General features: G+C 46.8%; 22 protein-coding genes and 2 pseudogenes. 15 read left to right on the top strand and 9 right to left on the bottom strand.

Going from position 1 to position 25,708, the window contains the following annotated elements:
- Positions 1-3: 3 nt before the first annotated feature.
- The gene (locus D791_RS06395; RefSeq protein ID WP_036509334.1) at positions 4-2,256 is read left to right on the top strand and encodes a 1-acyl-sn-glycerol-3-phosphate acyltransferase; all 2,253 of its coding nucleotides are present in this window, start codon (positions 4-6) and stop codon (positions 2,254-2,256) included.
- Positions 2,257-2,262: 6 nt separating this feature from the next.
- On the opposite strand, the gene D791_RS06390 is transcribed toward D791_RS06395, so the two are convergent.
- From D791_RS06390 to mpl, 6 genes are all read right to left on the bottom strand, one after another.
- Complete coding sequence (locus tag D791_RS06390) at positions 2,263-3,054, bottom strand: class I SAM-dependent methyltransferase (RefSeq protein WP_036509331.1); 792 nt, start codon at positions 3,052-3,054, stop codon at positions 2,263-2,265.
- A 5-nt stretch (positions 3,055-3,059) separates the two neighbouring features.
- Positions 3,060-3,878 (bottom strand): undecaprenyl-diphosphate phosphatase, encoded by an 819-nt coding sequence (locus D791_RS06385; RefSeq protein ID WP_036509329.1) that lies wholly within the window; start codon positions 3,876-3,878, stop codon positions 3,060-3,062.
- A complete protein-coding gene (gene tsaB / locus D791_RS06380; protein WP_036509326.1) occupies positions 3,875-4,567 on the bottom strand; it encodes a tRNA (adenosine(37)-N6)-threonylcarbamoyltransferase complex dimerization subunit type 1 TsaB in 693 nt (230 codons plus the stop codon). The genes D791_RS06385 and tsaB overlap by 4 nt, the downstream gene beginning before the upstream one ends.
- A gap of 79 nt (positions 4,568-4,646) precedes the next feature.
- Positions 4,647-5,270: a flavin prenyltransferase UbiX gene (locus D791_RS06375; RefSeq protein ID WP_036509324.1), complete on the bottom strand. Its 624-nt coding sequence runs from the start codon at positions 5,268-5,270 to the stop codon at positions 4,647-4,649.
- Positions 5,267-5,527 carry a hypothetical protein gene (locus D791_RS22170; protein WP_475095569.1) on the bottom strand — a complete coding sequence of 87 codons (261 nt, stop codon included), beginning with the start codon at positions 5,525-5,527 and terminating at the stop codon, positions 5,267-5,269. Before D791_RS22170 ends, D791_RS06375 begins: the two co-directional genes overlap by 4 nt.
- Positions 5,528-5,556: 29 nt before the next feature.
- A complete protein-coding gene (mpl, locus tag D791_RS06370; protein ID WP_475095566.1) occupies positions 5,557-6,630 on the bottom strand; it encodes a UDP-N-acetylmuramate:L-alanyl-gamma-D-glutamyl-meso-diaminopimelate ligase in 1,074 nt (357 codons plus the stop codon).
- Positions 6,631-6,827: 197 nt separating this feature from the next.
- Here mpl and D791_RS06365 point away from each other — a divergent pair, with 197 nt between their 5' ends.
- Together D791_RS06365 and ppa are read left to right on the top strand one after the other, a co-directional pair.
- Positions 6,828-7,808 carry a class 1 fructose-bisphosphatase gene (locus D791_RS06365; RefSeq protein ID WP_036509322.1) on the top strand — a complete coding sequence of 327 codons (981 nt, stop codon included), beginning with the start codon at positions 6,828-6,830 and terminating at the stop codon, positions 7,806-7,808.
- A gap of 90 nt (positions 7,809-7,898) precedes the next feature.
- Positions 7,899-8,432 (top strand): inorganic diphosphatase, encoded by a 534-nt coding sequence (gene ppa / locus D791_RS06360; RefSeq protein ID WP_036509320.1) that lies wholly within the window; start codon positions 7,899-7,901, stop codon positions 8,430-8,432.
- Positions 8,433-8,486: 54 nt separating this feature from the next.
- Here ppa and D791_RS06355 read toward each other — a convergent pair whose 3' ends face one another.
- Together D791_RS06355 and upp are read right to left on the bottom strand one after the other, a co-directional pair.
- A complete protein-coding gene (locus tag D791_RS06355; protein WP_051514307.1) occupies positions 8,487-9,797 on the bottom strand; it encodes a uracil-xanthine permease family protein in 1,311 nt (436 codons plus the stop codon).
- 9 nt (positions 9,798-9,806) lie between these two features.
- Complete coding sequence (gene upp, locus D791_RS06350; protein WP_036509318.1) at positions 9,807-10,433, bottom strand: uracil phosphoribosyltransferase; 627 nt, start codon at positions 10,431-10,433, stop codon at positions 9,807-9,809.
- Positions 10,434-10,648: 215 nt separating this feature from the next.
- Between upp and D791_RS06345 the strand changes: the two genes are divergently transcribed.
- Positions 10,649-11,209 (top strand): hypoxanthine-guanine phosphoribosyltransferase, encoded by a 561-nt coding sequence (locus D791_RS06345; RefSeq protein ID WP_036509316.1) that lies wholly within the window; start codon positions 10,649-10,651, stop codon positions 11,207-11,209.
- A gap of 4 nt (positions 11,210-11,213) precedes the next feature.
- On the opposite strand, the gene D791_RS06340 is transcribed toward D791_RS06345, so the two are convergent.
- Positions 11,214-11,981: a ParA family protein gene (locus D791_RS06340; RefSeq protein ID WP_036509614.1), complete on the bottom strand. Its 768-nt coding sequence runs from the start codon at positions 11,979-11,981 to the stop codon at positions 11,214-11,216.
- Positions 11,982-12,406: 425 nt separating this feature from the next.
- On the opposite strand from D791_RS06340, the gene accB reads away from it, so the two are divergent.
- The 11 genes and pseudogenes from accB to D791_RS06285 all read left to right on the top strand — a co-directional run bounded on the left by accB (position 12,407) and on the right by D791_RS06285 (position 25,706).
- Positions 12,407-12,868 carry an acetyl-CoA carboxylase biotin carboxyl carrier protein gene (gene accB, locus D791_RS06335; protein WP_036509314.1) on the top strand — a complete coding sequence of 154 codons (462 nt, stop codon included), beginning with the start codon at positions 12,407-12,409 and terminating at the stop codon, positions 12,866-12,868.
- A gap of 31 nt (positions 12,869-12,899) precedes the next feature.
- Entirely contained in the window at positions 12,900-14,240 is a 1,341-nt protein-coding gene (gene accC / locus D791_RS06330; RefSeq protein WP_036509312.1) for an acetyl-CoA carboxylase biotin carboxylase subunit, read from the top strand.
- A 154-nt stretch (positions 14,241-14,394) separates the two neighbouring features.
- On the top strand, positions 14,395-15,294 hold the full coding sequence (gene prmA, locus D791_RS06325; protein ID WP_036509310.1) for a 50S ribosomal protein L11 methyltransferase: 900 nt from the start codon (positions 14,395-14,397) through the stop codon (positions 15,292-15,294).
- A gap of 8 nt (positions 15,295-15,302) precedes the next feature.
- Positions 15,303-16,268: a DUF3426 domain-containing protein gene (locus D791_RS06320; RefSeq protein ID WP_272944814.1), complete on the top strand. Its 966-nt coding sequence runs from the start codon at positions 15,303-15,305 to the stop codon at positions 16,266-16,268.
- 150 nt (positions 16,269-16,418) lie between these two features.
- The gene (gene dusB, locus D791_RS06315) at positions 16,419-17,399 is read left to right on the top strand and encodes a tRNA dihydrouridine synthase DusB (protein WP_036509306.1); all 981 of its coding nucleotides are present in this window, start codon (positions 16,419-16,421) and stop codon (positions 17,397-17,399) included.
- Between the two features lie 24 nt (positions 17,400-17,423).
- The gene (gene fis / locus D791_RS06310) at positions 17,424-17,702 is read left to right on the top strand and encodes a DNA-binding transcriptional regulator Fis (RefSeq protein ID WP_051514318.1); all 279 of its coding nucleotides are present in this window, start codon (positions 17,424-17,426) and stop codon (positions 17,700-17,702) included.
- 34 nt (positions 17,703-17,736) lie between these two features.
- A complete protein-coding gene (purH, locus tag D791_RS06305; RefSeq protein ID WP_036509302.1) occupies positions 17,737-19,320 on the top strand; it encodes a bifunctional phosphoribosylaminoimidazolecarboxamide formyltransferase/IMP cyclohydrolase in 1,584 nt (527 codons plus the stop codon).
- 26 nt (positions 19,321-19,346) lie between these two features.
- Positions 19,347-20,630 carry a phosphoribosylamine--glycine ligase gene (purD, locus tag D791_RS06300; RefSeq protein WP_036509612.1) on the top strand — a complete coding sequence of 428 codons (1,284 nt, stop codon included), beginning with the start codon at positions 19,347-19,349 and terminating at the stop codon, positions 20,628-20,630.
- 298 nt (positions 20,631-20,928) lie between these two features.
- Positions 20,929-22,850, top strand: a pseudogene (locus D791_RS06295) (PrkA family serine protein kinase).
- Between the two features lie 44 nt (positions 22,851-22,894).
- Positions 22,895-24,181 (top strand): YeaH/YhbH family protein, encoded by a 1,287-nt coding sequence (locus D791_RS06290; protein ID WP_036509299.1) that lies wholly within the window; start codon positions 22,895-22,897, stop codon positions 24,179-24,181.
- A pseudogene (locus D791_RS06285) lies at positions 24,178-25,706 on the top strand (SpoVR family protein). Before D791_RS06290 ends, D791_RS06285 begins: the two are co-directional and overlap by 4 nt.
- Positions 25,707-25,708: the final 2 nt, after the last annotated feature.

Here is a 25,708-nt window from a genome sequence, read left to right as displayed (position 1 = left end):
TTTATGACTGTTTTGACGTCTATTAACCGATACTTCATCCGACTATTAACGCGTATTCGGGTCATAGGTCAAGATAAGCTGCAGCGAAACGCTCAGGTGTATTATGTACTGGAGCATGCATCCTCAGTTAATAGGTTGATTTTGGCCCAGTGGCTAGAAGCGCAAGGGGTTCGTTTTTGTTCGGAGCAACTTATTGACGTAAACGCGCTTCATACTCAAAGCACGCTAAGCCTTGAGAAATTGATTGATCGACAATTGAGTCAATCGGATGATGAGATTCTGCTACAACCCATCACGCTGCTCGTCGGCCATATGCCAGCGAGTCAACCGACTAAGTTAATGACACTCTTCAATGAGAGTTGGACAAAACCAACGCCTTTTCTCTCTTGGTTTAACCTTTTGATAAAAGGCCGATCCACACTCATTCGTATTGACGAACCCTTACATTTACGTGATATCAGTCAACCGGGCATTTCGTCACTGGTCATACTTCAACGCTGCATTTGGTTGCTCAGTGAACATTTTCAGCGTACACAACAAGCGATTCTTGGCCCTGACCTATCGAGCAAACGTGCACTCATCAACCAAGTCATCATGTCGCACGACATTCAGAACATTATTTATCGGCATGCACAAGAGTCACCCAAATCCATTATAAAAACAGAAGCAGCCTTGCGAGCTCAGCTCAACAAAATGATAGCGGATTTTCGCCCTCAAACCGCGAGAGTGCTTAATCGTATGATCGCGTTTATGTTGAAGCGCCTCTATCAAGAGATCAACTTGAGTGGGATTGAGTCACTGCAAAAACTGGCATTAACCCATAACCTCGTTTACCTTCCTTGTCATCGCAGTCATTTAGATTATATATTACTTTCCTGGCTGCTCTACCAAAACGGACTGATGGTCCCCCATGTGGTCGCTGGGGATAACTTGAACATTCCCATTGTGGGCAAGCTTCTGCGTCAAGGAGGGGCTATTTTTATCCGGCGGCAATTTAAAGGGGATCGCGATTACTCAACGCTTTTCCGTCGCTATCTAATTTTAATGATGCAGCGCGGCCATAGTATTGAATACTTTGTTGAAGGTGGACGCAGCCGAACAGGACGTCTATTGCCAGCCAAAACAGGTCTGCTTGATATGACATTGGACGCAGCAAGCCAGCTCCCCACTCGTCCAATCGCCTTTATCCCCGTTTGGATTGGCTATGATCGATTGGTTGAAAGTCATAGCTATCAACAAGAATTATCCGGTCAGAAAAAAAAGAAAGAGAGCTTAATCGGCACACTCAAGTCTGCACGGATTTTGTTTCAATCCTACGGCAAGGTTTCCTTAAACATAGGTGAAGCGGTTCTTCCTGATGATGTGAGCCACCTGCCCTCTGAACAACGTGTGCACGCCATTGCTCATCTTGTTATGAGCCGAATCAATGCGGCATCCGTACCAATGCCAATGAGCCTTATCGCGACTTTGCTTTTGAGCACACCCAACCTATCTATCGCCGAAAATGACTTAACGCAGCGTATTCGCGAACTCTACGCATTCCTATTGCCCGATCACCCATCTGCAGAATTGCCTATCCAGCAATGGTGTCAAGATGCCATCGACCGTCATCAAATCATCAGAAATGGGGCTTTTGTTACGGTCAATGAAGGGCAGGCTGCTAAGTTAACGTTTTATCGAAACATGTTGTTGCACGAGTTCGCCCTACCCGGCTTATGGCTGCTTGTCCTCCGTCGATTACCCAAGACATCCCACCTAAAACGCCTGCAGCTCATGCTGGCTGTTTACCCATTCCTTGCCGCTGAACTGAGCTTAAATACTGAATCCGCAGAGCCTTTGCGCTCTGTGCAAATGGCGTATCAAGCGCTAAATGACTTTGGGCTGCTTTCTTCTGAACAGCCAACGATCTCGATACACCTGATGCGACTCGTTGAGCCGATTTTATTGAGACAATACCTATTGCTACTGACCCTGCAGGCAAAAAAAGCGCCTGCTAAAGCGGATGAACTGATTGCGCGCACACAGGCTTTAGCCATTGAGATACACGACATGTTCGGCTTCCATGCTCCAGAATATGCGGATAAACGTGTTCTGGAGAGCTTTATCAATCAACTATTGGAACATCAACTGCTTGTCGCATATGAGGGCATTCTGCAACCCTCAAGACCCTTAAGGCCTATTTTGAGATTGTGCGAGCGCATTCTGTCAAAACACCTTACCGATAAGGCTAAACTTCTATTAGAGACACGTCACTAGTAGCTGTCAGTCAAACTTTTTTAACGCATAAATATCGTAACGGCAGGATTTTCCCTCCAACTGATAGGTTGGAGGCGTACCCTCGACACAAGGTGCCTTTCGTGGACGTTTGACGACAACTCGGTAACGTGCCGCTTTAAGGGCAGCCTCCAATAAAGCCGCCGCATCGTTATCTTGCCCAACGAGACTGCGAAACAAGAGCATTTCCTTTTTTACCTGCGCCGATTTTTCGGTGTGGGGAAACATTGGATCAAGATACACGACATCTGGCTTATCCTCTGAGCTCAAGGAATTCAACCACTCGATTGAGTCCACCTCTTTGCACGTCATACGTTCAACGATTTCCGCTATTTCAGAAACTCGACGTGCTTGCTCGACACCATCATTGAGCAGCTCAAACACCAACGCAGAACGCTCAAGCAGGATAACAGAGCACCCCAAGGTCGCTAACACAAACGCGTCCCGACCTAAACCTGCAGTCGCATCGACGACTAAGGGTCGAACCCCTTTATTCAAGCCACAGGCCTTGGCAATTAACTGCCCTGTGCCGCCACCAAATTGACGTCGATGCGCAACCGCACCTGAGACGAAATCAACTCTAACGGGGCCCGGCCGCTTTTTACCCGTCACCTGCAACTGTATCCCCGTTTGATCGACAATGAGCAAGCAGGCATAGTCACTGGTATCTAAACACTCATGCCCGCTCGCTGGCACATTCAGCTTAAGCGCCAGCGCTTGAGCTGGCCGCTCAAAGACCTCATCAAACCAAGTACAAGCAAGATTTAAAGCGCAACTCATCAAATCTAACTACCACTTCCAAAGAAATACACAAGTAAAAGAACAGCGCCCAATACCATACGGTAGATGACAAACGGCATCATGCCAATGCTTGCAATCCACTTAAGGAAAAGATGAATACAACACCAGGCGCTTACCCCAGCGACTAAAGCCCCCAGAAACAACATTTCAAGTGGTAAGACACTTGCTCCGCTTTGCACGCGAGCCATCATCATGACACAAGCACCAAACGTGACAGGGATTGACAATAGGAATGAAAAACGGGCAGCTGATTGGCGATCAAAACCCAGCAAAAGCGCTGCCGTAATCGTAGAACCTGAGCGAGAAGTACCTGGTATCAACGACATTGCCTGAGCAAGCCCTATCCAGATGGCATCCTTCATTTTAATCTCAGCTAAAGCGCGGCGCTCGGTTCGATACAGATCCGCTAGACCCATTAACGCACCAAAAATAATGGTCGTCGCCGCAATAATCAAAATAGAACGCCCCCAATGCTCAATAGCCGAGACAAAGAGTCCGCCAGCGATCACGGCTGGGAGTGTTCCCAATATCACGAGCCAACTTAAGAGCCCTTCAGTGGAGGAAACACCTTTAAGAGACAAAAGCCAAGCTTTAAATAACGAGAGAATATCCTGTCTAAAATACACCACAACGGCAACTAGGGTTCCCAAATGCACCCCCACATCAAACGCTAAGCCTTGATCCTCCCATCCCCAAAGCTGGGCTGGCAGAATCAAATGTGCCGAACTTGAAATGGGTAGAAACTCAGAGATTCCCTGAACCAAGGCTAAAAAAATAGTTTGAATCCATTCGCTCACATTCATTGTTGATCCTTTTTCTTCCAAGCAACATCATCACGTAAATATACAGGTCGAACCTCATCAGCAAGACTGACCTGTCCCTCTAAAAACAACGCTTTGGCTAGGGTGAGCATCGCTGCAGCCGTCGGATAAATAGACTCAGGTTGATTTAGCACCAACTTCACATTGGATAGTGACTCCATCGCTTGGGCATACACCCAACCGCTACCGACACCCATCACCTGAGAAAAAGAATCGGGCACATACACATCGCTCGGTGCAGACACGCGTTCTTCCACTTCATAGACTATTTTCCCTTCATCGAAGCGAATGAGTGCCCAATAGACCTCATCCATACGCGCATCCAAGGCCGTTAAAATGGGCAATCCTTGAGCTGCTGATTGAGCCGTTATGGCCATAGCCGCCAGTGTCGATACCGGAATCAAAGGTAAATCTGCGGCCAACCCTAATCCTTGTGCAACACCCGTTGCAATTCGGATGCCGGCAAAGGACCCAGGGCCACGCCCAAACGCAATCGCATCAAGATCCTCAAGCCTTAAAGACGAGGATGCTAATATAGACTGCACCATTGGCAATAAGAGATGGGTATGACGTCTTGGCTCTATTCGAAACTCCTGCGTCAGCTCATCTCCGTTTAAAAGAGCGACTGAGCAAGCATCCGTTGACGTATCTAACGCAAGTATTCGCGACATCAGTGTATATTCCGCACAACAATATTTTACGAGCCATTCTAACGATTCAACAAACAGAATGCACAGCCCAGAAATTGAGTTAAATGTATTTTTCGCCCCAACGCGGTAAAAGAGCATGCTCCAAACCTAGTTGAGATAAGATTCTTGCAACCACAAAATCAATCAAATCGTCGATTGTTGTCGGCTGATGATAAAAGCCAGGACAAGCCGGCAAGACCACTGCCCCCATCCTTGATAATTTCAACATATTTTCGAGATGAATTTCAGAAAAAGGCGCCTCCCTGGGCACTAATATTAATTGGCGACGCTCTTTTAACGCCACATCAGCCGCACGTTCAATGAGGTTATTACTGGCTCCACAAGCAATGGCCGATAACGTGCCTGTACTACAGGGGCAAATCACCATCGAGGAGGGTGCACCCGAGCCTGACGCCACGGGAGCCATCCACTGTTCACGACCAAAAACCTTAATTTGCCCTGAGCGCGCTTGATATTTAGCAGACAGGAATATCTCCTGCTGCTCAGCCGCACCCGGCAATCCGAGCGTCGTCTCAGTCGCTACCACCACCTGTGCCGCTTTAGAGATCATCAAAAATACTTGGCAATCCGCTGCCACCAAGCATTCAAGAAGACGCAATGCATATTGCACACCAGAGGCGCCCGTAATCGCCAGTGACACTCGCCGCGCAAACACCTCACTCATTTTAAGACTCCATTTAACGCGTCAATCAGCTTCTGATGAACACCGCCAAAACCACCATTCGACATCACGACAATGTCTGTGCCAAGTGTCACCGCGCCAAGCACAGCAGAGACCAGCTCAGCCAACGAATCATGCACCTCTGAAGCAACGGGACTTTTTTCAACGAGCGTCTTCAAAGACCAATCGGTTCCAGTGGGTTGGAACCAAAAAACGCGGTCAGCTGCGGCAACCGATTCGACAAGCGCATGTTGATGCACACCCATCCTCATCGTGTTGGAGCGAGGCTCTATGATGCGAACAAAGGCCGAGATCCGATATGCGCACGTGCACCCTCAAGCGTTGTTTTAATTGCTGTTGGATGATGTGCAAAATCGTCATACACTCTGATTTGATTGACTTCAGCCAGCAACTCCATTCTTCGTTTGACACCCGGAAAGCTCGACAAGGCCTCAGCTGCATGAGGAAAGGTGACGCCTACATGATGGGCCGCCATCATGGCATTTAAACCATTTAACACATTATGATGCCCCGTCAATGACCAATGGACATCACAAAGATCCTCTCCACCAACAACGACAGAGAAACCCCGCCCATCCTGGCTAAGTAAACGCGCTTGGATTGCCCCTTGCACCAATCCTGTTTTAACCACTTCACTCCAGCAGCCCATTGATAAAACCTGCTCTAGATTGACATCATCAGCCGGACATACGATTTGCCCGCTGGCCGGAATCAGACGCAGCAAGTGATGAAACTGACGTTGGATTGCACTTAGATCCGGAAAGATATCCGCATGATCATACTCTAAGTTATTCATGATCAACGTTCTGGGTCTATAGTGAACAAACTTCGAACGCTTATCAAAAAAAGCGGTATCGTACTCATCGGCCTCAATAACAAAAAACGGAGTTTCGCCCATGCGAGCCGAGGTCGTAAATCCCTTAGGAACACCACCGATAAGAAATCCTGGCGCCATTCCTGCCTGATCTAAAATCCAAGCTAACATACTCGCCGTGGTTGTTTTGCCATGAGTCCCTGCAACCGCCAAGACCCAACGATCACGGAGCACATGGTCGTGTAACCATTGCGGTCCTGAGGTATACGACAGTCCTTTTTCCAATACATATTCAACACAAGGGTTTCCCCTCGACATCGCATTACCAATAACAACTTGATCCGGTGCAGGATTGAGTTGTTCCGGATCATACCCTTCAATTACCTCAATACCCTGATCCTTAAGCTGAGTGCTCATGGGTGGGTAGACATGTGTATCTGAACCCGTCACTTTATGCCCTAGTTGACGCGCAAGTATCGCCAAAGAGCCCATGAAGGTCCCGCAAATGCCTAATATATGAATATGCACAGCCAAATAATCCTCAACATTAAATTGAGATCATCATAACAGTTTTCACCTGTTCTTTTCTGCCATCGAAACCAATAAAACATCTGTTTTTTGATCACTGACGGCCCGTATTTATCATGCATTTTCATGCAAAATCGCTTAAAATAATGGGGTTTAAAATTTGATACCGACTGACTAATCTGGGGACATGGAACGCAATGCAACTTCTGAGCAATTTCTTAAAGCACAAAAAAATTGATTCTGAACTGATTGAACTCATCGATACATTAATGCTGGCCTGTAAGGAAATCGCTTTACAGCTACGTGAGGGTGAGCTTGCAGGTGTGCTAGGCGTCTCCGACAACACCAACATTCAAGGTGAAACCCAGAAAAAACTGGATATCATTGCCAATGAAGTTTTGAAAAAAGTATTACTGGACAACCCTATCGTTAGAGGCGTTGCTTCAGAAGAAGAAGACTTTCCTGTTTTTGGAAACTCAGATGGACGCTTTCTAGTGACATTTGATCCCCTAGACGGGTCATCCAATATTGATATTAACGTTTCGGTCGGCACCATCTTCTCCATTCTTGAAGTGCCGGCAGGTGTGCATGAAAACTCCGTTGATTTATTTTTACAACCCGGTGTGCAACAGCTAGCGGCGGGTTATGTTCTCTATGGTCCATCGGCTGTGCTGTCACTTACCACGGGTGATGGTGTCAACATGTTTACACTCGCACACACTGGTGACTTCTTACTCACGCATGAAGACGTCACCATTCCCGCTGACACGTCCGAATTTGCGATCAACATGTCTAACCAGCGCTTTTGGGAACCTGGCATGCGCAATTACATTGACGATCTTCTTGCAGGATCGGAAGGCAGTCGTGGTAGAAACTTTAACATGCGCTGGGTCGCCTCCATGGTTGCCGAAGTGCACCGCATTCTGACCCGTGGCGGCATTTTCACATATCCTTGGGATTCTCGCGAACCCCAAAAGCCTGGAAAATTGCGTTTGATGTATGAAGGCAACCCCATGAGTATGCTAATTGAACAGGCAGGTGGAAAATCCAGCACCTGCTACTCACGCATTATGGAAATTCAACCAGACGCGATTCATCAACGCGTTTCCGTTGCCTTAGGCTCACGCAACGAGGTAGACACACTGCTGGAATACCATCAAGCGAATAAGAATGACTGATCATTAGTCTTATATCAGGCTCACGGCATTATCTTTATAATGCCAGTAATATCATTTTATTATTGACTTTCAATCTAAAGGAACTATCCGATGAGTTTCGTTAACGTACCTTCTGGAAAAGATCTACCCAATGACATCTATGTTGTTATTGAGATTCCGGCAGAAAGCTCTCCTGTCAAATACGAAATCGACAAAGACTCTGATGCCGTATTTGTTGATCGCTTCATGGCTGCGCCGATGTTCTATCCTGCCAACTATGGATACATTAACAACACCCTAGCCGATGACGGTGATGCGTTGGATGTATTGGTGATCACGCCTTACCCTGTTGCTGTAGGCTCTGTCGTGCGCTGCCGTCCTGTCGGGATTCTGAACATGACAGATGAAGCGGGTGAAGATGCCAAACTGGTTGCTGTTCCTCATCAAAAGCTGTCTCAAGCATACAACGACATTCAAGACATCAACGATCTGCCACAACTTACGAAAGACCGTATCGCTCATTTCTTCGAAAACTACAAAAAGTTAGAAGTCGGAAAGTGGGTTAAAGTTGAAGGCTGGTCTGATGCTGCTGCGGCTCGTCAAGCCATTCTAGATTCGGTTGCTGCGTACGAAGCTGCAAAGTAATGAAAAAACACTCGGCATCTAGATACTAGATGCCGAGCACATCACGGACGTCGATTAATCTCGACGCCCGTGCTCAACTAAATCCTCAACTACCTCCTGTTCAACATGAAGATCATCGGCCTCTTGTGCTGAGGACGGCAAAATCAAATTCAGCACAATCGCAACAATGCCGCAAAGGCTGACACCCTGTAAGCTAAGCTCACCATCACCTAATGCCATCCCCCCTATTCCAAACACCAAGACGGTCGCGACAATTACGAGGTTACGCTGCTCTGCCATATCCACGCGCGCTTTGATCAGCGTATTCATACCAACCGCCGCAATCGAACCAAACAATAAAATCAAAATCCCACCCATGACAGGCGTCGGAATGGTCTGCAAAAACATACCAAACTTAGAAACAAATGCTAACAGGATGGCAAATCCTGCCGCCCAAATCATGATAATTGGATTAAATGCGCGCGTCAGCATGACGGCCCCAGTAACTTCCGAATAAGTCGTATTCGGCGGACCACCAAACATCGCGGCTGCGGATGTCGCCAGGCCATCGCCAAACAATGTGCGATGCAACCCAGGCTTTTTGACATAATCTTTTCCTGTCACCTTACTGATCGCCAGAACGTCACCCACATGTTCTATCGCAGGTGCAATCGCAACGGGGATCATAAAAAGAATGGCCTGCCAATGAAACTCAGGCATGATAAATCCAGGCACTGCAATCAAAGGGGCATCTCGGACAGCATCAAAATTAACCATTCCCATCCAAAGTGCAGCAAGGTAGCCAACGACCACACCACACAAGATAGGCAAAAGTCGAAAAATCCCCTTGGCAAAAACGGCGACGGCGGCCGTTGTCACCAACGAAATCATTGAGACCAAGATCGCATCTTGATAAGGAAAGATCTCAAACGAACCATCCCCCGCCTTTCCCATCGCCATATTCACAGCAATAGGTGCAAGACCCAAGCCAATAATCATAATAACAGGGCCTATCACGACAGGCGGCAAAAGACGATGCAAAAACCCAGGACCACGCCAACGCACGAAAAGCCCAAGGCACATATACACCACACCCGCAGCTAAGAGAGCACCCATCGTTGCAGGCACCCCCCAACTCTGAACCGAAAAGATGATGGGCGCGATAAATACAAATGAAGAGGCTAAAAAAATGGGAACAGTTGCACCTGTCACAAAATGAAACAACAGGGTTCCAATGCCTGCCGTAAACAGGGCAACACTGGGATCCAAACCTGTTAATAAAGGCATCAAGACCAACGCACCAAAGGCAACAAAGAGCATTTGTGAACCCGCTAAAGCGGTTCGCCAGTGCATGGCCTTTTCTGTCCCGTCTTTCTCGCTAACCATTATATTCCCCTACTTAGTGCCAAAAATTTTATCACCGGCATCACCTAAGCCCGGAATGATGTAGCCTTTTTCATTCAAATGAGAGTCAACCGATGCCGTGAAGATATCCACATCTGGATGCGCAGCTTGTACCTTCGCGATCCCCTCAGGGGCTGCCACTAATACTAAAGCGCGAATACTGGTGCAACCCGCTTTTTTTAACATATCGATCGTGGCAATCATGGACCCACCTGTCGCCAACATAGGATCAACAATTAACGACATACGTGCATCTATATCACTTGCGAGCTTTTCAAAATACGCAACAGGCTCAAGCGTCTCTTCATCACGATACACACCAACAACCGATATTTTAGCGCTGGGAACCAACTCCAAGACGCCATCCAGCATTCCCAAACCGGCTCTTAAAATAGGCACTACCGTGATTTTTTTACCCTTAATGCGCTCGGCCGTCACGGGCCCTGCCCAACCGTCTAACTCATAAGGCTCTAATTCAAGATCCTTCGTCGCTTCATAGGTCAGTAAACACCCAACTTCAGCGGCCAATTGACGAAAACCCCGTGTGCTTTTGTGCACAGATCTCATCAAACCTAATTTATGCTGAACTAAGGGGTGGCGTATTTCGTGAACACTCATGAAAACCTCTCTGGTAATTGTTGGCGACTACACAACGGCGAGCCATGGTATGCATTTTTAGGGAAAGTCCGCTGACTTTCAACAACTGTCTGAATAGATCATTGAATATTCTATATTGCCCTTTTCATAATAGGTCAGTATCGTTTGCATTTTTTGAGTGCATCGTTTGCGAATTGCGCAGCGAGATACCTTTTGAATATGAAGTGAGATACAAGATGACCATGCCTGAGTTGAACGAAATTAAAAACGTCTTTGATGAAGCAGACCTTCTCTTCACTCAGCAACAGGTTGAAGATGCCATTACCCATATGGCAAAAGACATTACCGACGCATTAAGCCAATTAAACCCTGTGGTATTCAGCGTTATGAATGGTGGCCTTGTCATCACAGGCCAACTCCTCACACAACTAACCTTTCCTTTACAAGCCAGCTATTTACATGCAACTCGCTATCGAAATAGCACATCGGGTCACTCACTCGAATGGAAAGTTCCTCCAATGATTGACTTCAAAAATAGGCCTGTGCTGATTGTGGACGACATTCTGGACGAAGGGCACACGCTTGCCGAAATTCTAGAATACTGTCATGGGCAAGGTGCAAGCCAAGTCTATAGTGCGGTTCTGATCAATAAGCAGCATGACCGAAAAGCCCGCCCAGATTTAGTGGCAGACTTTGTCGGTTTACAGATACCAGACCGCTATATTTTCGGATATGGAATGGATTACAAAGGTTACTGGCGAAACGCTCCCGGTATTTATGCCGTAAAAGGGATGTAAAGCATCACCCATGCAGCTCTTCGTATAGTGCGATAAACTCCAGCGTCAACTTATGGGTTGGCGCCATTTTAATTAAGGGTTGCGCCGCATTATGCGACTCTTTCATTTTGACCGAGGATGAAATACGGGTTTTCATCACAGGCACGTCTTCAGCCTCTAATTCTGCGACCAAGCGCTGCGGCAAAGAAGCACGCGGCTGAAACTGATTGACGACGATTCCCTCAACAACCAAGGCTGAGTTGTGATCTACTCGTGTTTCTTGAACATTGTTGAGTAGGCTATATAACGCTTGGCGCGCAAACTCATCGCAATCAAAGGGGATTAAACAGCGCTCAGCACCGACCAGTGCCGAAAGTGTAAAGAAATTAAATGCAGGCGGTGTATCGATGTAGATGGCGTCAAAGTGTTCTTTCAACTCAACCAATGCATCACGAAGCTTGTAGATTTTATGCTTCGTCTCTAGCTTCGATTGCAAATCACCTAATTCAGGATTCGAAGGCATTAGTGACAAATGTTCAACAGGTGTCGGATGCACAAACTGCAAGGGCGACTGAGGCCGAAGCTGCAAACTTAATGTTTGCTCAAAAAAATCTTTAACATCTGTTTGCGGCAAGTTTGCATCATCACCCAGTAAGTAATGCGTCGAATTGCATTGCGGATCTAGGTCAATAATCAGCGTTTTGATCCCTTTTGTTGCACTAATTGCAGCCAAATTCACCGCAATGCTGGACTTACCCACTCCACCTTTCTGGTTGAACACCACTCTGATCATACCCACCTCTCCAGAGCCAACTTCAACAAGCTGACGTTCGCTTTTAATGCAACGCACTATCGCTAAAATCAACGCACGGGTCAACGTTGTTGAAGCCAAAGAACATCTAAGCCGATATAAAAGCGATTGATCTTAACAAAATGCGCTTAACTTCGCCTAACTAGCCGCTAACACACAAAAATATTCCATACAAATAGACACTGGTCTTAATTTAAGGCAAAATTATCCAATATTTTTGAATGCGAAAAGCAGTCCAAATCCTCTACAAAACTTGCACGAAAGACGCAAGCTGCACGTTCAAGCTAGGTCTTGAGATGGAAAAATCTTACCTTTTAATTAACAAGGATAAGAGTGCGAGAGGCTTAGGTGTTCAATTTGTGTTCAAATACACGCGATCAACCCCATGACTACAGAGAAGCTAAAGAATGGATATTCGTAAGGTCAAAAAACTGATCGAACTACTTGAAGAATCCAATATCAACGAAATTGAGATCAAAGAAGGTGAAGAGTCGGTTCGCATTAGTCGCGGCTCAAGCATTAGCGCACCTGTTTACCAGCCCGCTCCACATTACATGAGTGCAGCGCCAGCCCCTGCTACACAAAGCGCTCCTGTCAGCGCTGCAGCACCCGCGGCTGAACCTGCTGCATCTACAGGTCACGTCATCCGTTCACCGATGGTCGGTACGTTTTACGGTGCGCCATCACCTAGCTCACCTGCTTTTACCGCAGTAGGTAAAACAGTTAAAGCTGGCGATGTCATCTGTATTGTTGAAGCCATGAAAATGATGAATCAGATTGAAGCAGACAAATCGGGTGTTGTTGAAGCGATTTTGGTTGAAGATGGACAACCCGTTGAGTTTGATCAACCTCTGTTCACAATCGTCTAAGCCCTCAATTTAACGTAAGGATCTTTCCAAGATGCTGGACAAAGTTCTGATTGCCAATCGTGGTGAAATTGCTTTGCGAATTCTGCGAGCATGTAAAGAGTTGGGCATTCGAACTGTTGCAGTTCATTCTGTGCCCGATCGTGACTTGATGCACGTACGCCTCGCTGATGAAGCCGTTTGTATTGGACCGGCCTCCTCTGCTAAAAGCTATTTAAATATTCCTGCACTGATCAGCGCAGCTGAAGTCACAGACTCGGTTGGCATACATCCTGGATACGGTTTTTTAGCTGAAAGCGCTCTTTTTGCTGAGCAAGTAGAACGTTCTGGCTTTACGTTCATTGGCCCAACTGCTGATGTTATCCGCCTGATGGGGGATAAGGTTTCAGCCATTGCTGCGATGAAAAAAGCCGGTGTACCGACAGTGCCTGGATCAGATGGCCCTCTTCCAGACAACAATGATGAGCTTTTCGCGATCGCTCGCAAAATTGGCTACCCTGTGATTGTTAAAGCCGCAGCAGGTGGTGGCGGGCGCGGTATGCGTGTTGTTCAAGCCGAAGCCCATCTCCTGAATGCCATTCATGTCACTCGCTCAGAAGCGGGTGCGGCATTTGGTGATGACACCCTCTATATGGAAAAATTCTTAGAGAGACCTCGCCACGTTGAGGTGCAGGTACTGGCTGATGGTCAAGGCAATGCTATCCATTTATTTGACCGTGACTGCTCAATGCAGCGCCGCCACCAAAAAGTCGTCGAAGAAGCTCCAGCACCGATGATTGATGAAGAAGCACGCCAGGCTGTTTTCAAAGCCTGTGTTGATGCCTGTATTCACATTGGATATCGCGGTGCGGGTACATTTGAGTTTTTGTATGAGGATGGCAAATTTTACTTTATCGAAATGAACACGCGTGTTCAGGTCGAGCACCCGGTAACAGAGCAAGTCACAGGTGTGGATATTGTAAAAGAGCAATTACGCATCGCTTCCGGTCTCCCGCTGTCATTCAAGCAAGAAGATATTGTTCTACGCGGGCATGCCTTCGAGTGTCGCATCAATGCTGAAGACCCGAAAACGTTTCTTCCCTGCCCAGGCAAAGTCACACACTTCCATGCCCCAGGCGGTAACGGTATTCGCGTTGACTCTCATCTATACGATGGTTACACCGTTCCACCTCATTATGATTCGCTGATTGCTAAGCTCATCACCTATGGTGAGGACAGAGAAACAGCGTTACGTCGAATGAAAAACGCACTTGATGAAACGATGATTGATGGTATTCGTACCAATATCGCACTTCATCAGGATATTGTTCGCGACAGCAATTTCGCAAACGGTGGTGTGAACATTCATTATCTTGAGAAAAAGCTCGGTCTTTGATTCAGAAAAGCCCGCTTAACAGCGGGTTTTTTTTGTGTAATTACGTAAACGCCTCTTACACCCTAGGTTTTTATCCACCTTCAGACAGAAGAACGGCTGACATCATGCTTTGATTAAGCGATACTTTGCGCATTCTGTTGTTATTGGAGTCATCATGCCCTGGTTACAAATTTCGTTATCAACTACACCCGACTGCGCTGAACAATACGAGGATATTCTTCTCGCGGCTGGATGCGCCGTCGTGAGTTACCAAGACGCAGAAGATGAACCCATTTTCGAGCCCGACTTAGGTACAACCCCCTTATGGTCCAACACCATCGTCACGGGGTTGTTTGATGCCGAATATGATTTAAATGAAACCCTCGCATTGATCAAAGCAGAGCAGATGGCAACATGGCCTGACTCTGAAAACCTTCCTAGTATCAAAGCCGAAATACTTGAAGATAAAGACTGGGAACGTGAATGGATGGACAATTACCATCCAATGAAGTTTGGTCAACGCCTATGGGTCTGCCCAAGCTGGAAACCGGTCCCTGACCCAAACGCAGTCAATTTACTTCTCGATCCGGGGTTAGCGTTTGGAACAGGCACCCATCCAACCACCGCCCTATGCTTGGAATGGCTAGATGCCGAAGATTTAAATGATAAGTTTGTCATAGATTATGGCTGCGGTTCCGGCATTCTAGGGATTGCCGCACTCCTGTTAGGCGCACAATCAGTACATGCCGTCGATATAGACCCGCAAGCCTTGTCAGCCACCCAAGACAACTTACTAAGAAACGGACTGCACGGTGACCTTCTTCACACGTTTTATCCCGAATCGATGCCTACGGATATGGCGGACATCCTAGTTGCAAACATTTTAGCAGGTCCACTCAATAGCTTATGTCCTACGCTCTCTAAATTAGTTAAACCCGGCGGAAAGCTTTTACTGTCTGGCTTACTGTCTGCTCAAGCCGATGAACTGATTGACACCTACAGCAACAGCTTTATTATGGAAGCTCCTGTCGAAAAAGAAGGCTGGATTCGCCTCAGTGGTACGCGCCGCTCGTGAATATAGAAATGATTACCACCCACTGCCCTCACTGCCATACGCAATACAAAATTACGCCTGGCCACCTAAAAATAGCTTCGGGAAAGGTTCGGTGTGGGAAGTGCTTGAGTGTGTTTGATGCTCTGCCCGAAACACCGACATGGACAGACTCACCGGAAACAACCGATGTGGGTCATAACCCCCACATCGGCTCACACTCAACAGATTTTCTAAAACCCCCATCGTCAGATGATGAAAACAACATCAACACCTCGTTGTTTGCCCAGACGAATGATTCCGACGATGCATCTGACGCAATCAAATTAGCCAATGATCTGCATGCACCACAGCAAACGCCGAATTCAAACGCTATCGAGCAACCTTTATCTCAGCTTGCATCTCAACTTCGTCAACTAAACACCGCTCAGATCGATACGGAAGCCCTTCAGGGCAAACCGTTTTTAGATATAAAAGCGGAACCGCTGAATCTACGCAACCCTGACTTCAAACAGCCCAAAAGCAATGATCTACCCATTATGCTCATGTGCTTTTTGGGTATTCTAATCCTAACTTTTCAAGTCTTATGGTTTGAACGTCAATCTCTGGCCAAGTACCCAGCACTTGATAGTGCCTACCAGGTCATTTGCGTATTGATGAATTGCGACCTACCCAGTCATAAGGCGTATCAGGAAATTGTGTCTCATCAACTGATCATCAGGCAGCACCCTCGTGAACCAGATGGGTTGATTGCAAGCTTGGTGATTGAAAACACGGCGCATTTTTCGCAACCCTTCCCAGTCCTGCGCCTCTCTTTTACGGATCAAAAAAATACACAAGTTGCGGTACGCGCCTTCAGGCCTCAAGAATATCTCAACTCTCCCCTGTTTGATCCCCAAAGAATGCCAACAAAACAGCGACTTGAGGTTGGACTCGAAATGATGAAACCCATTGAAGGCCACTTAGGCTATACCCTCAACATTCTGCCCTCTCACTAAACAAACTGATCTTTAGATCAAAAAATCATCAGAATCGACTTGGAGCCCTCGGCCAGAAGCGGTATCATTACCCACCTTCCGTGAATGCTCTTTTTTTCTGGTGTAACTGCACCGGACAGATATTTTTTTGACTCATTTTTAAGGTTAAGTATGTTTCAGGTCGGTCCCTACATCATAAATAGCCAAGTTATTCTGGCGCCTATGGCGGGGATCACTGACAGACCCTTTCGTCAATTATGCCGACGAATGGGAGCGGGACTTGCCGTTTCCGAAATGGTCATTAGCGATGTCAGCTTTTGGAAAACCCATAAATCTGCCTTTCGCTTAGACCATCAAGGTGAGACCAGCCCTCGCTCTGTCCAGATTGCTGGATCAGATCCAGACATGATGGCTTATGCTGCTAAAATGAATGTCGAGCGCGGCGCCCAGATTATTGATATCAATATGGGCTGCCCTGCCAAAAAAGTCTGTAACCGCGCAGCAGGTTCGGCGTTGATGCGTGAACCTGAGCTAGTAAAACAGATTCTGGAAGCTGTTGTGAGTGCTGTCGACGTCCCTGTGACCCTAAAAATGAGAACAGGTTGGTCATCCGAGCTCAAAAATGGCATCGAAATCGCTCAAATGGCTCAAGCGACGGGTATTCAAGCCTTAGCCGTACACGGCAGGACGCGTGCTGATGCCTATCGTGGCCAAGCTGAATACGAAACGTTAGCCAGAATTCGAGAGGTTATCGACATTCCCCTTTTTGCAAATGGGGATATTGACTCACCGAATAAAGCAGCTGACGTGCTAAAACAGACAGGTGCTGATGCCGTTATGATCGGGCGTGCGGCCCAAGGCCAACCTTGGTTATTTCGAGAGATTGATCATTTTTTGAAAACAGGTACATATGCAGTACCGCCTGAGACCCAGGAAGTCCATGACATCATGCTTGAGCACCTACAGGCTTTACATGCTTTTTACGGTGAAGTGTTAGGTGTTCGAATTGCTAGAAAGCACATAGGCTGGTATCTGAACGTACAGCAAACAGGATCCGAGTTCCGGAAATTTTTTAATTCAATTGACACAGCAGAACAGCAAGTAAACGAATTGGTGCTTTTTTTAGCCTCGACCAATTCCGCTGCCGCCTGACATCGGGATACGCTTATGAACGCAATGGACAATAAAATCGTGAAACAAGCCTCAACTGCACAACAGACCACACCTCCGCAAACATTGCGGGACAGTGTTCATCAGTCCATGACAAGCTACTTCAAACAACTCGATGGCCAACCGGTTACAGATGTCTACCAAATGGTACTGTCTGAAATCGAAGCTCCATTGTTTGAAAGCGTTATGGCTTACACGAAAGACAATCAGACCAAAGCGTCTGAGCTGCTGGGTTTGAATCGTGGAACCCTGCGCAAAAAACTAAAACAGTACGGATTGCTTTAATTTTTGAACCATCAATTGCTGGCCGGAACCCCTTATGTCTGAGCAAACTATCACCCCAGTGCGTCGTGCACTGATCAGTGTATCCGATAAAACCGGAATCCTTGACTTTGCACGCGCCCTCACTGAGCGTGGTGTTGAAATTTTATCAACGGGTGGGACTTACAAACTCTTACTTGAAAACCAAATTAGTGCGGTTGAAGTCTCTGATTACACAGGCTTTCCAGAAATGATGGATGGTCGTGTCAAAACCCTGCACCCTAAGATTCATGGTGGCATCCTCGGCCGTAGAGGTCAGGACGATGCCATTATGCAAGAACATAATATTTCGGCAATTGACATGGTGATTGTCAATCTTTATCCCTTTGCTCAAACCATTGCCCGTCCAGATTGCGACCTTGCCATGGCCATCGAAAATATCGATATCGGTGGACCGACCATGGTGCGCTCAGCGGCTAAAAATCATAAAGATGTCGCGATCGTTGTCAACGCATCAGACTATGACGTTATTATTCAAGAACTGGATGAAAATCAAGGCTTGTCTCATAAAACACGCTTCGATCTTGCCGTCAAAGCCTTCGAGCATACTGCAGCATATGACGGTATGATTGCCAACTATCTTGGCGCCATTATCGAGGGTGATGAAGAGCTCCCATCAGCGTTTCCGCGCACGTTCAATACGCAATTCATCAAAGCTCAAGAAATGCGTTATGGCGAAAACCCTCACCAGAAAGCGGCATTTTATATTGAAGCCAACCCATCTGAGCCCTCCGTTTCCACGGCAAGACAAGTGCAAGGCAAGGCCCTTTCTTACAATAATGTCGCCGATACCGATGCGGCTCTGGAATGTGTCAAACCTTTCCGTGACCCTGCCTGTGTGATTGTAAAACATGCCAATCCTTGTGGTGTGGCCATCGGCGAGAACCTTTTGGATGCGTATAACCGCGCCTTTTTGACTGATCCAACCTCGGCTTTTGGCGGCATTATTGCTTTCAATCGTGAGTTGGATGGAAAAACTGCCCAAGCGATTGTGGATCGTCAATTCGTTGAAGTGATTATTGCCCCTTCTGTTACCCAAGAAGCCTCTGAAATTGTGGCTGCAAAACCCAACGTGCGCCTACTCGAATGCGGACAATGGGATTCACATCCGTCCAAATCTTTGGATTACAAACGCGTCAACGGCGGTTTACTCATCCAAGATCGTGATCTAGGCATGATTGATGCTTCACAGCTTAAGATCGTGACCAAACGTCAACCCAGTGAGCAAGAAATCCGTGATTTGCTCTTTTGCTGGGAAGTGGCTAAGTTTGTCAAATCCAATGCGATTGTTTATGCACGCGATGGTCAAACCATTGGTATTGGCGCCGGACAAATGAGCCGTGTCTACTCGGCACGTATCGCCGCCATTAAAGCCGCTGATGAAGGATTGGAAGTCAAGGGATCGGTCATGGCATCAGACGCCTTCTTCCCGTTCCGAGACGGCATCGATTCTGCAGCCGAAGCGGGAATCACGGCGGTTATTCAGCCAGGCGGTTCAATGCGTGATCAAGAAGTAATTGATGCTGCAAACGAACATGGCATGGCAATGGTCTTTACGGGCATGCGTCACTTCCGTCACTAATGGGCCTTCAATTACAGGAACAAGCAATGAACATTTTGATTATCGGCTCAGGCGGGCGTGAGCACGCTTTAGCTTGGTCAGTTGCACAAGACACACGCGTTACACAAGTCTTCGTTGCTCCAGGTAACGCCGCTACGGCAACTGAGCAGAAAATGTCCAACGTTACGATTGATGTATTGGACATCGATGGCTTAATTCAATTTGCAAAAGACACATCCATTGACTTAACGATTGTTGGCCCAGAAGCGCCTCTCGTTGCCGGCGTGGTTGATCGTTTTCAAGCGGAAGGCCTGCGAATTTTTGGCCCAAGTGCTGCAGCCGCTCAACTGGAAGGCTCAAAAGCCTTTACCAAGGACTTCTTGGCTCGACACCAGATCCCAACCGCCGACTACCAAAACTTTACAGATGTAGACTCAGCGTTGGCCTACCTTCAAGAAAAAGGGGCCCCGATTGTTATCAAAGCAGATGGTCTAGCAGCGGGCAAAGGCGTCATCGTTGCGATGACCCTTGCAGAAGCTGAGGAAGCGGTTAAAGACATGCTTGCCGGTAATGCCTTTGGTGACGCAGGACACCGTGTTGTCATTGAAGAGTTTCTGGAAGGCGAAGAAGCATCCTTTATCGTGATGGTCGATGGTGAACATGTGCTCCCTATGGCAACCAGCCAAGATCATAAACGTGTTGGCGATGCCGATACTGGCCCCAATACGGGTGGGATGGGGGCTTACTCACCTGCACCTGTTGTCACGCCTGAAATCCATGATCGCGTCATGCGTGACGTCATTATGCCAACGGTTAGAGGAATGGCCGCTGAAGGCATGCCCTATACCGGATTCTTATATGCGGGCTTGATGATTGATGCGACGGGGGCTCCAAAAGTCATTGAGTACAACTGCCGTTTTGGTGATCCTGAAACACAACCGATTATGATGCGTTTACAATCCAGTCTTGTTGACTTATGCAACGCCGCACTGGATAAAACACTCAATCAGGTTACAGCCGAATGGGATTCACGTTGCGCTGTTGGTGTAGTGATGGCAGCCGGTGGTTATCCTGGAGAATACCGTAAAGGGGATGTCATTTCGTTTCCAGATTCCACACCTGAGTCATGTCGCGTCTTTCATGCCGGAACCCGTCTTGAAAACGGACAAGCCGTTACAGCAGGTGGACGTGTTCTCTGCGTTACTGCCTTGGGTAACAGCGTTCTGGATGCACAGCAGAAAGCCTATGCCTTAACCAAAATGATCCATTGGGATGGGGCATTTTACCGCCAGGACATTGGCTATCGCGCCATTGCTCGCGAAACATCGTAACACACGGCACCTACACCTTTCTAAAACCAAGCCGTGCTTATCGCGGCTTTGGTTTTTCTCTAGTCCCCTTCAAAAAACAGCCCTACTCATCTAAAAGACCTTGATCACTTCATTGATTATCTTCGTATTTATCTTTATAAATAAACTATAAATTGAATAATGATCTTAAGGAAATACGCTACACTTAATTACACATTCAAGAAAAGAACTTGAACCAGCCCTGATATCCATGAGTCTAAACTTTATATACCCCTCTATGTAAAGTGCTAGTTCTTCAGCTACGACAGGAAGGTGATCAATGAGTATTTTCGAACACTACAAATCTCGCTACACCTCGGTATTGCAGGAGGAAATGACCCTGCAAGAGTACCTTAACCTCTGTAAAGAAGACCCGCTTACCTACGTCAATGCGGCTGAGCGCATGTTAAAAGCCATCGGCGAACCCGAAGTCATTGACACCTCGAGAGACCCTCGGTTAAGTCGCATTTTCTCCAACAAAGTCATCAAGCGCTACCCAGCCTTTTCTGAATTTTATGGAATGGAAGATGCCATCGAAAACATAGTTTCCTACTTCCGACATGCCGCACAGGGGCTAGAGGAGAAGAAACAAATTTTGTACTTACTTGGGCCTGTCGGTGGAGGCAAATCCTCTCTCGCCGAACGCTTAAAGCACTTAATGGAGAAAATCCCTTTTTACGCCATCAAAGGCTCGCCGGTTTTTGAATCGCCCCTAGGGTTGTTCAATCCCGAAGAAGATGCCACTTTGTTAGAAGAGGACTTCGGAATCCCTCGTCGCTACTTACGCGGCATTATGTCACCTTGGGCCGTTAAACGCTTCATGAGTATGGGGGTGATCTTTCTCGCTTCAAAGTGGTCAAACTTTACCCTTCTATTCTGAATCAAATAGCATTGGCCAAAACCGAGCCAGGCGATGAGAACAACCAAGACATTTCCAGCTTGGTCGGTAAAGTCGACATTCGTAAGCTAGAAGAGTATCCACAGCATGACCCAGATGCCTATAGTTTTTCAGGCGCCTTGTGTCGTGCTAACCAAGGAATTATGGAGTTCGTTGAAATGTTTAAAGCACCCATCAAGGTGCTGCATCCATTATTAACAGCCACTCAAGAAGGAAACTACAACAGCACAGAAGGAATGGGAGCCATTCCATTTGACGGCATTATTCTTGCTCACTCAAATGAGTCCGAATGGCAAACCTTTAAAAACAACAAAACCAACGAAGCCTTCATTGATCGTGTGTATATTGTTAAGGTGCCCTATTGCTCACGTGTCACTGAAGAAATCAACATTTACGCCAAACTGCTTGAAAACAGCTCACTAAAAGCGTCGCCCTGCGCACCCGATACCTTAAATATGCTGGCTCAGTTTACGGTTCTATCGCGTCTTAAAGTACCGGAAAACTCAAGCATCTACTCAAAAATGCGCATTTACGATGGTGAGAATCTAAAGGACACCGACCCTAAAGCAAAATCCTTACAAGAGTATAAGGACTCCGCTGGCGTCAATGAAGGCATGGACGGTCTCTCGACACGCTTCGCCTTTAAAATTCTCTCTAAAGTGTTCAACTTTGACCCTGTTGAAGTAGCTGCCAACCCTGTGCATTTGTTATACGTTCTTGAAAAAGAGATTGCACAACAACAGTTTCCAACAGAGATTCAAGATCGATATTTAGGCTATTTAAAAGAGTACATAGCACCTAAATACATCGAGTACTTAGGGAAGGAAATTCAAACCGCGTACCTAGAGTCTTACTCAGAGTACGGGCAAAACATTTTTGATCGTTATGTCACCTATGCCGACTTCTGGATTCAAGATCAGGAGTACCGTGATCCCGAAACAGGAGACATCCTTGATAGACAAAGTATCAATGAGGAGCTCGAAAAAATCGAAAAACCTGCGGGCATCAGCAACCCAAAAGATTTCCGCCACGAAATTGTCAACTTTGTGTTGCGGGCGCGTGCCAATAATAACGGCAAGAATCCAACATGGAATAGCTATGAAAAAATGCGTTCTGTGATTGAGAAAAAAATGTTCGCCAATACTGAAGACCTGCTTCCTGTTATCTCATTTAACGCAAAAGCATCCTCAGATGATCAGAAAAAGCACAGTGAATTTGTAAAACGCATGATCCAACGTGGTTACACCGAGAAACAAGTAAGACTGTTATCCGAATGGTACATTCGTGTACGTAAATCTCAGTAATTGGAAACCCGTTCAGCCTAGCTGCAACGGGTGGAGCTGGTTGTATGAGCTATATTATCGACCGACGACTAAACGCCAAGAAAAAGAGTACGGTGAACCGACAAAGGTTTCTTCGCCGCTATAAGCAACATATTAAAGAAGCTGTCGATCAGGCGATTAACGATCGTTCGATTACGGATCTAGAGCGAGGGGGCAAAGTCAGCATTCCTCGTAAGGATATCTCTGAGCCCATTTTTCATCATGGTCCTGGAGGTATCACAGATCGTGTCTATCCCGGCAATCGAGAATTCGCTGAAGGGGATGAGTTTAAACGACCAGAGCAAGGCGGTGGCGGCGGCTCTGGACAAGGAAAAGCCAGTAATCAAGGTGAAGGCGAAGATGAGTTCACCTTCAATATTAGTCAGGATGAATTCCTCGACTTTATGTTTGAAGATCTCGAACTGCCCAACTTAATTCGAAAAGAGCTCAAAGATGCCACGAGCTTTGAGACGCGAAGAGCGGGATTTTCGTCACACGGATCACCAGATAAACTGCACATTGTCCGTTCACTTAAAGCGGCCTATGCCCGCAGAATTGCGCTATCTGGCAATCGTCGAGATGATATTCGAGCCCTTAGAAAAGAAATTTGGGCATTGGAAAAAGAAGCGGTAACGGATGACACAACCGAGCGACTTCAGGCACTGCGAGCAGCCTTGCTTGAACTCGAAAAAAGCGTCAAAAAATTACCCTTTATTGACGATTTTGATTTGCGCTATCAAAACTTAGTCAGGCTCCCAATCCCATCCAGTAAAGCAGTCATGATCTGTGTGATGGATGTGTCTGGTTCGATGACACAATCCATTAAAGATATGGCAAAGCGTTTTTTTATCCTGCTCTACCTTTTTTTACAGCGCAATTATAAACAAATCGAACTGGTCTTTGTTCGTCACCATACGTTGGCAAAAGAAGTTGATGAGCAAGAGTTTTTTTACTCCCGCGAAACTGGAGGAACGATTGTCTCAGGTGCACTCAGCCTTACAGCAGACATCATCAAGAGCCGTTACTCACCCTCTGAATGGAATATCTACGTCGCACAAGCATCCGATGGCGACAACTGGGATGGCGACTCGAGTTTATGTGGCGATCTTTTACGAGAAAAGTTGCTGCCTCTAGTTCAATATTTCGCCTATGTCGAGATCACAACAGGGCCTCATCAAAACCTTTGGTATGAATATGAGGGCATTAAAGATCAGTTTTCTGAACAGTTTGCTATGCAGCAAATTACACAACCCGGCGATATCTATCCCGTGTTCAGAAAGCTCTTTGAAAAGCGTACAGAGGTGAACTCATGAGCACTTCATCCCCAAAGCTATTATCTATCAGCTCTGAATGGAACTTTGAACTCCTCGAAGCCTTTGACCGAGAGTTGGCGCGTATCGCCAAGGATTTTGGTTTGGACACCTATCCCAACCAGATCGAGATCATCACATCCGAACAAATGATGGATGCCTACTCGTCTATTGGTATGCCGCTCAACTATAACCATTGGTCATTTGGCAAACAATTTGTTGAGACAGAGCAGAACTATTCTCGCGGTCGCATGGGCTTAGCCTATGAAATTGTCATTAACTCCGATCCCTGTATTGCCTATCTCATGGAAGAAAATACACTGTGTATGCAAGCGCTTGTGATCGCCCATGCCTGCTACGGACACAACTCTTTTTTTAAAGGCAATTATTTATTTAGAACCTGGACCGATGCCTCCGCGATTATTGACTACCTTTTATTTGCGAAAAACTACATTCGTGAATGTGAGGAGCGTCATGGCGTTGAAGAAGTGGAAGCGATTCTGGATTCTTGCCATGCGCTCATGAACTACGGCGTTAACCGATATAAGCGCCCTCGTCCACTGACCGCGGCGGAGGAACGTGAGCGACAACGCTCGCGTGAAGCCTACATGCAACAGCATCTGAATGAACTCTGGAACACCATTCCTAAAAAAGAGGGGCCTGCGGATGCACAACAAGCACGCTACCCCGTTGAGCCAGAAGAAAACATCCTCTATTTCATTGAAAAAAATGCACCTCTGTTAGAGTCTTGGCAGCGTGAGTTAATTCGTATTGTTCGAAAGCTCGCACAGTATTTTTATCCACAAAAACAGACACAAGTCATGAATGAAGGCTGGGCTTGTTTCTGGCATCATACCCTATTGCACCAGCTCTACGACGAGGGCAGAGTCGATGATGGCTTTATGATGGAGTTTTTGCACTCTCATTCCAGTGTTATCTATCAACCCCCTTTGACCACCCCCACTTTTCAGGCATCAACCCCTACACGCTGGGTTATCACATGATGCAAGATATACGTCGTATCTGTGAGAATCCAACCGATGAAGATCGAGAGTGGTTTCCGCAACTGGCGGGCAGCGACTGGCAAGCATCCTTGGACTATGCCATGCGCAACTTCAAGGATGAAAGTTTTATACAGCAATACTTGTCACCAAAGCTCATTCGTGACTTGAAACTCTTTAATATACATGATGATGCTGGCTTACCTGTGTTAAAGGTAAAAGCAATTCACAATGAAACAGGCTACCAACGGATACGTGAAACCCTCGCGGGCCAGTACAACCTCGGTAACCGCGAACCCAATATCCAAGTGTACAACGTGAACATCAGAGGGGATCGAAGCTTAACTCTGCGTCACTATATGCATAATAAGCAACCCCTTAGCAGTTCGAGCAAGGAGGTATTGAAACACCTTCATAGGCTTTGGGGATTTGATGTCCGCTTGGAATCTATCTTGCCAGATGGAACGGTCACCAAACGTTACGAATGTCCTCCTTCGGCTGAGTTGCTTGAGGTCATATGCCCATGACG

Origin of the sequence: Nitrincola nitratireducens (genome assembly GCF_000585235.1) — a bacterium.
In the GTDB taxonomy this organism is placed as follows: Bacteria; Pseudomonadota; Gammaproteobacteria; order Pseudomonadales; family Balneatricaceae; genus Nitrincola; species Nitrincola alkalisediminis.
The sequence above is the reverse complement of the archived record's forward strand: the minus strand, read 5'-3'. Positions and strand labels throughout refer to the sequence as shown.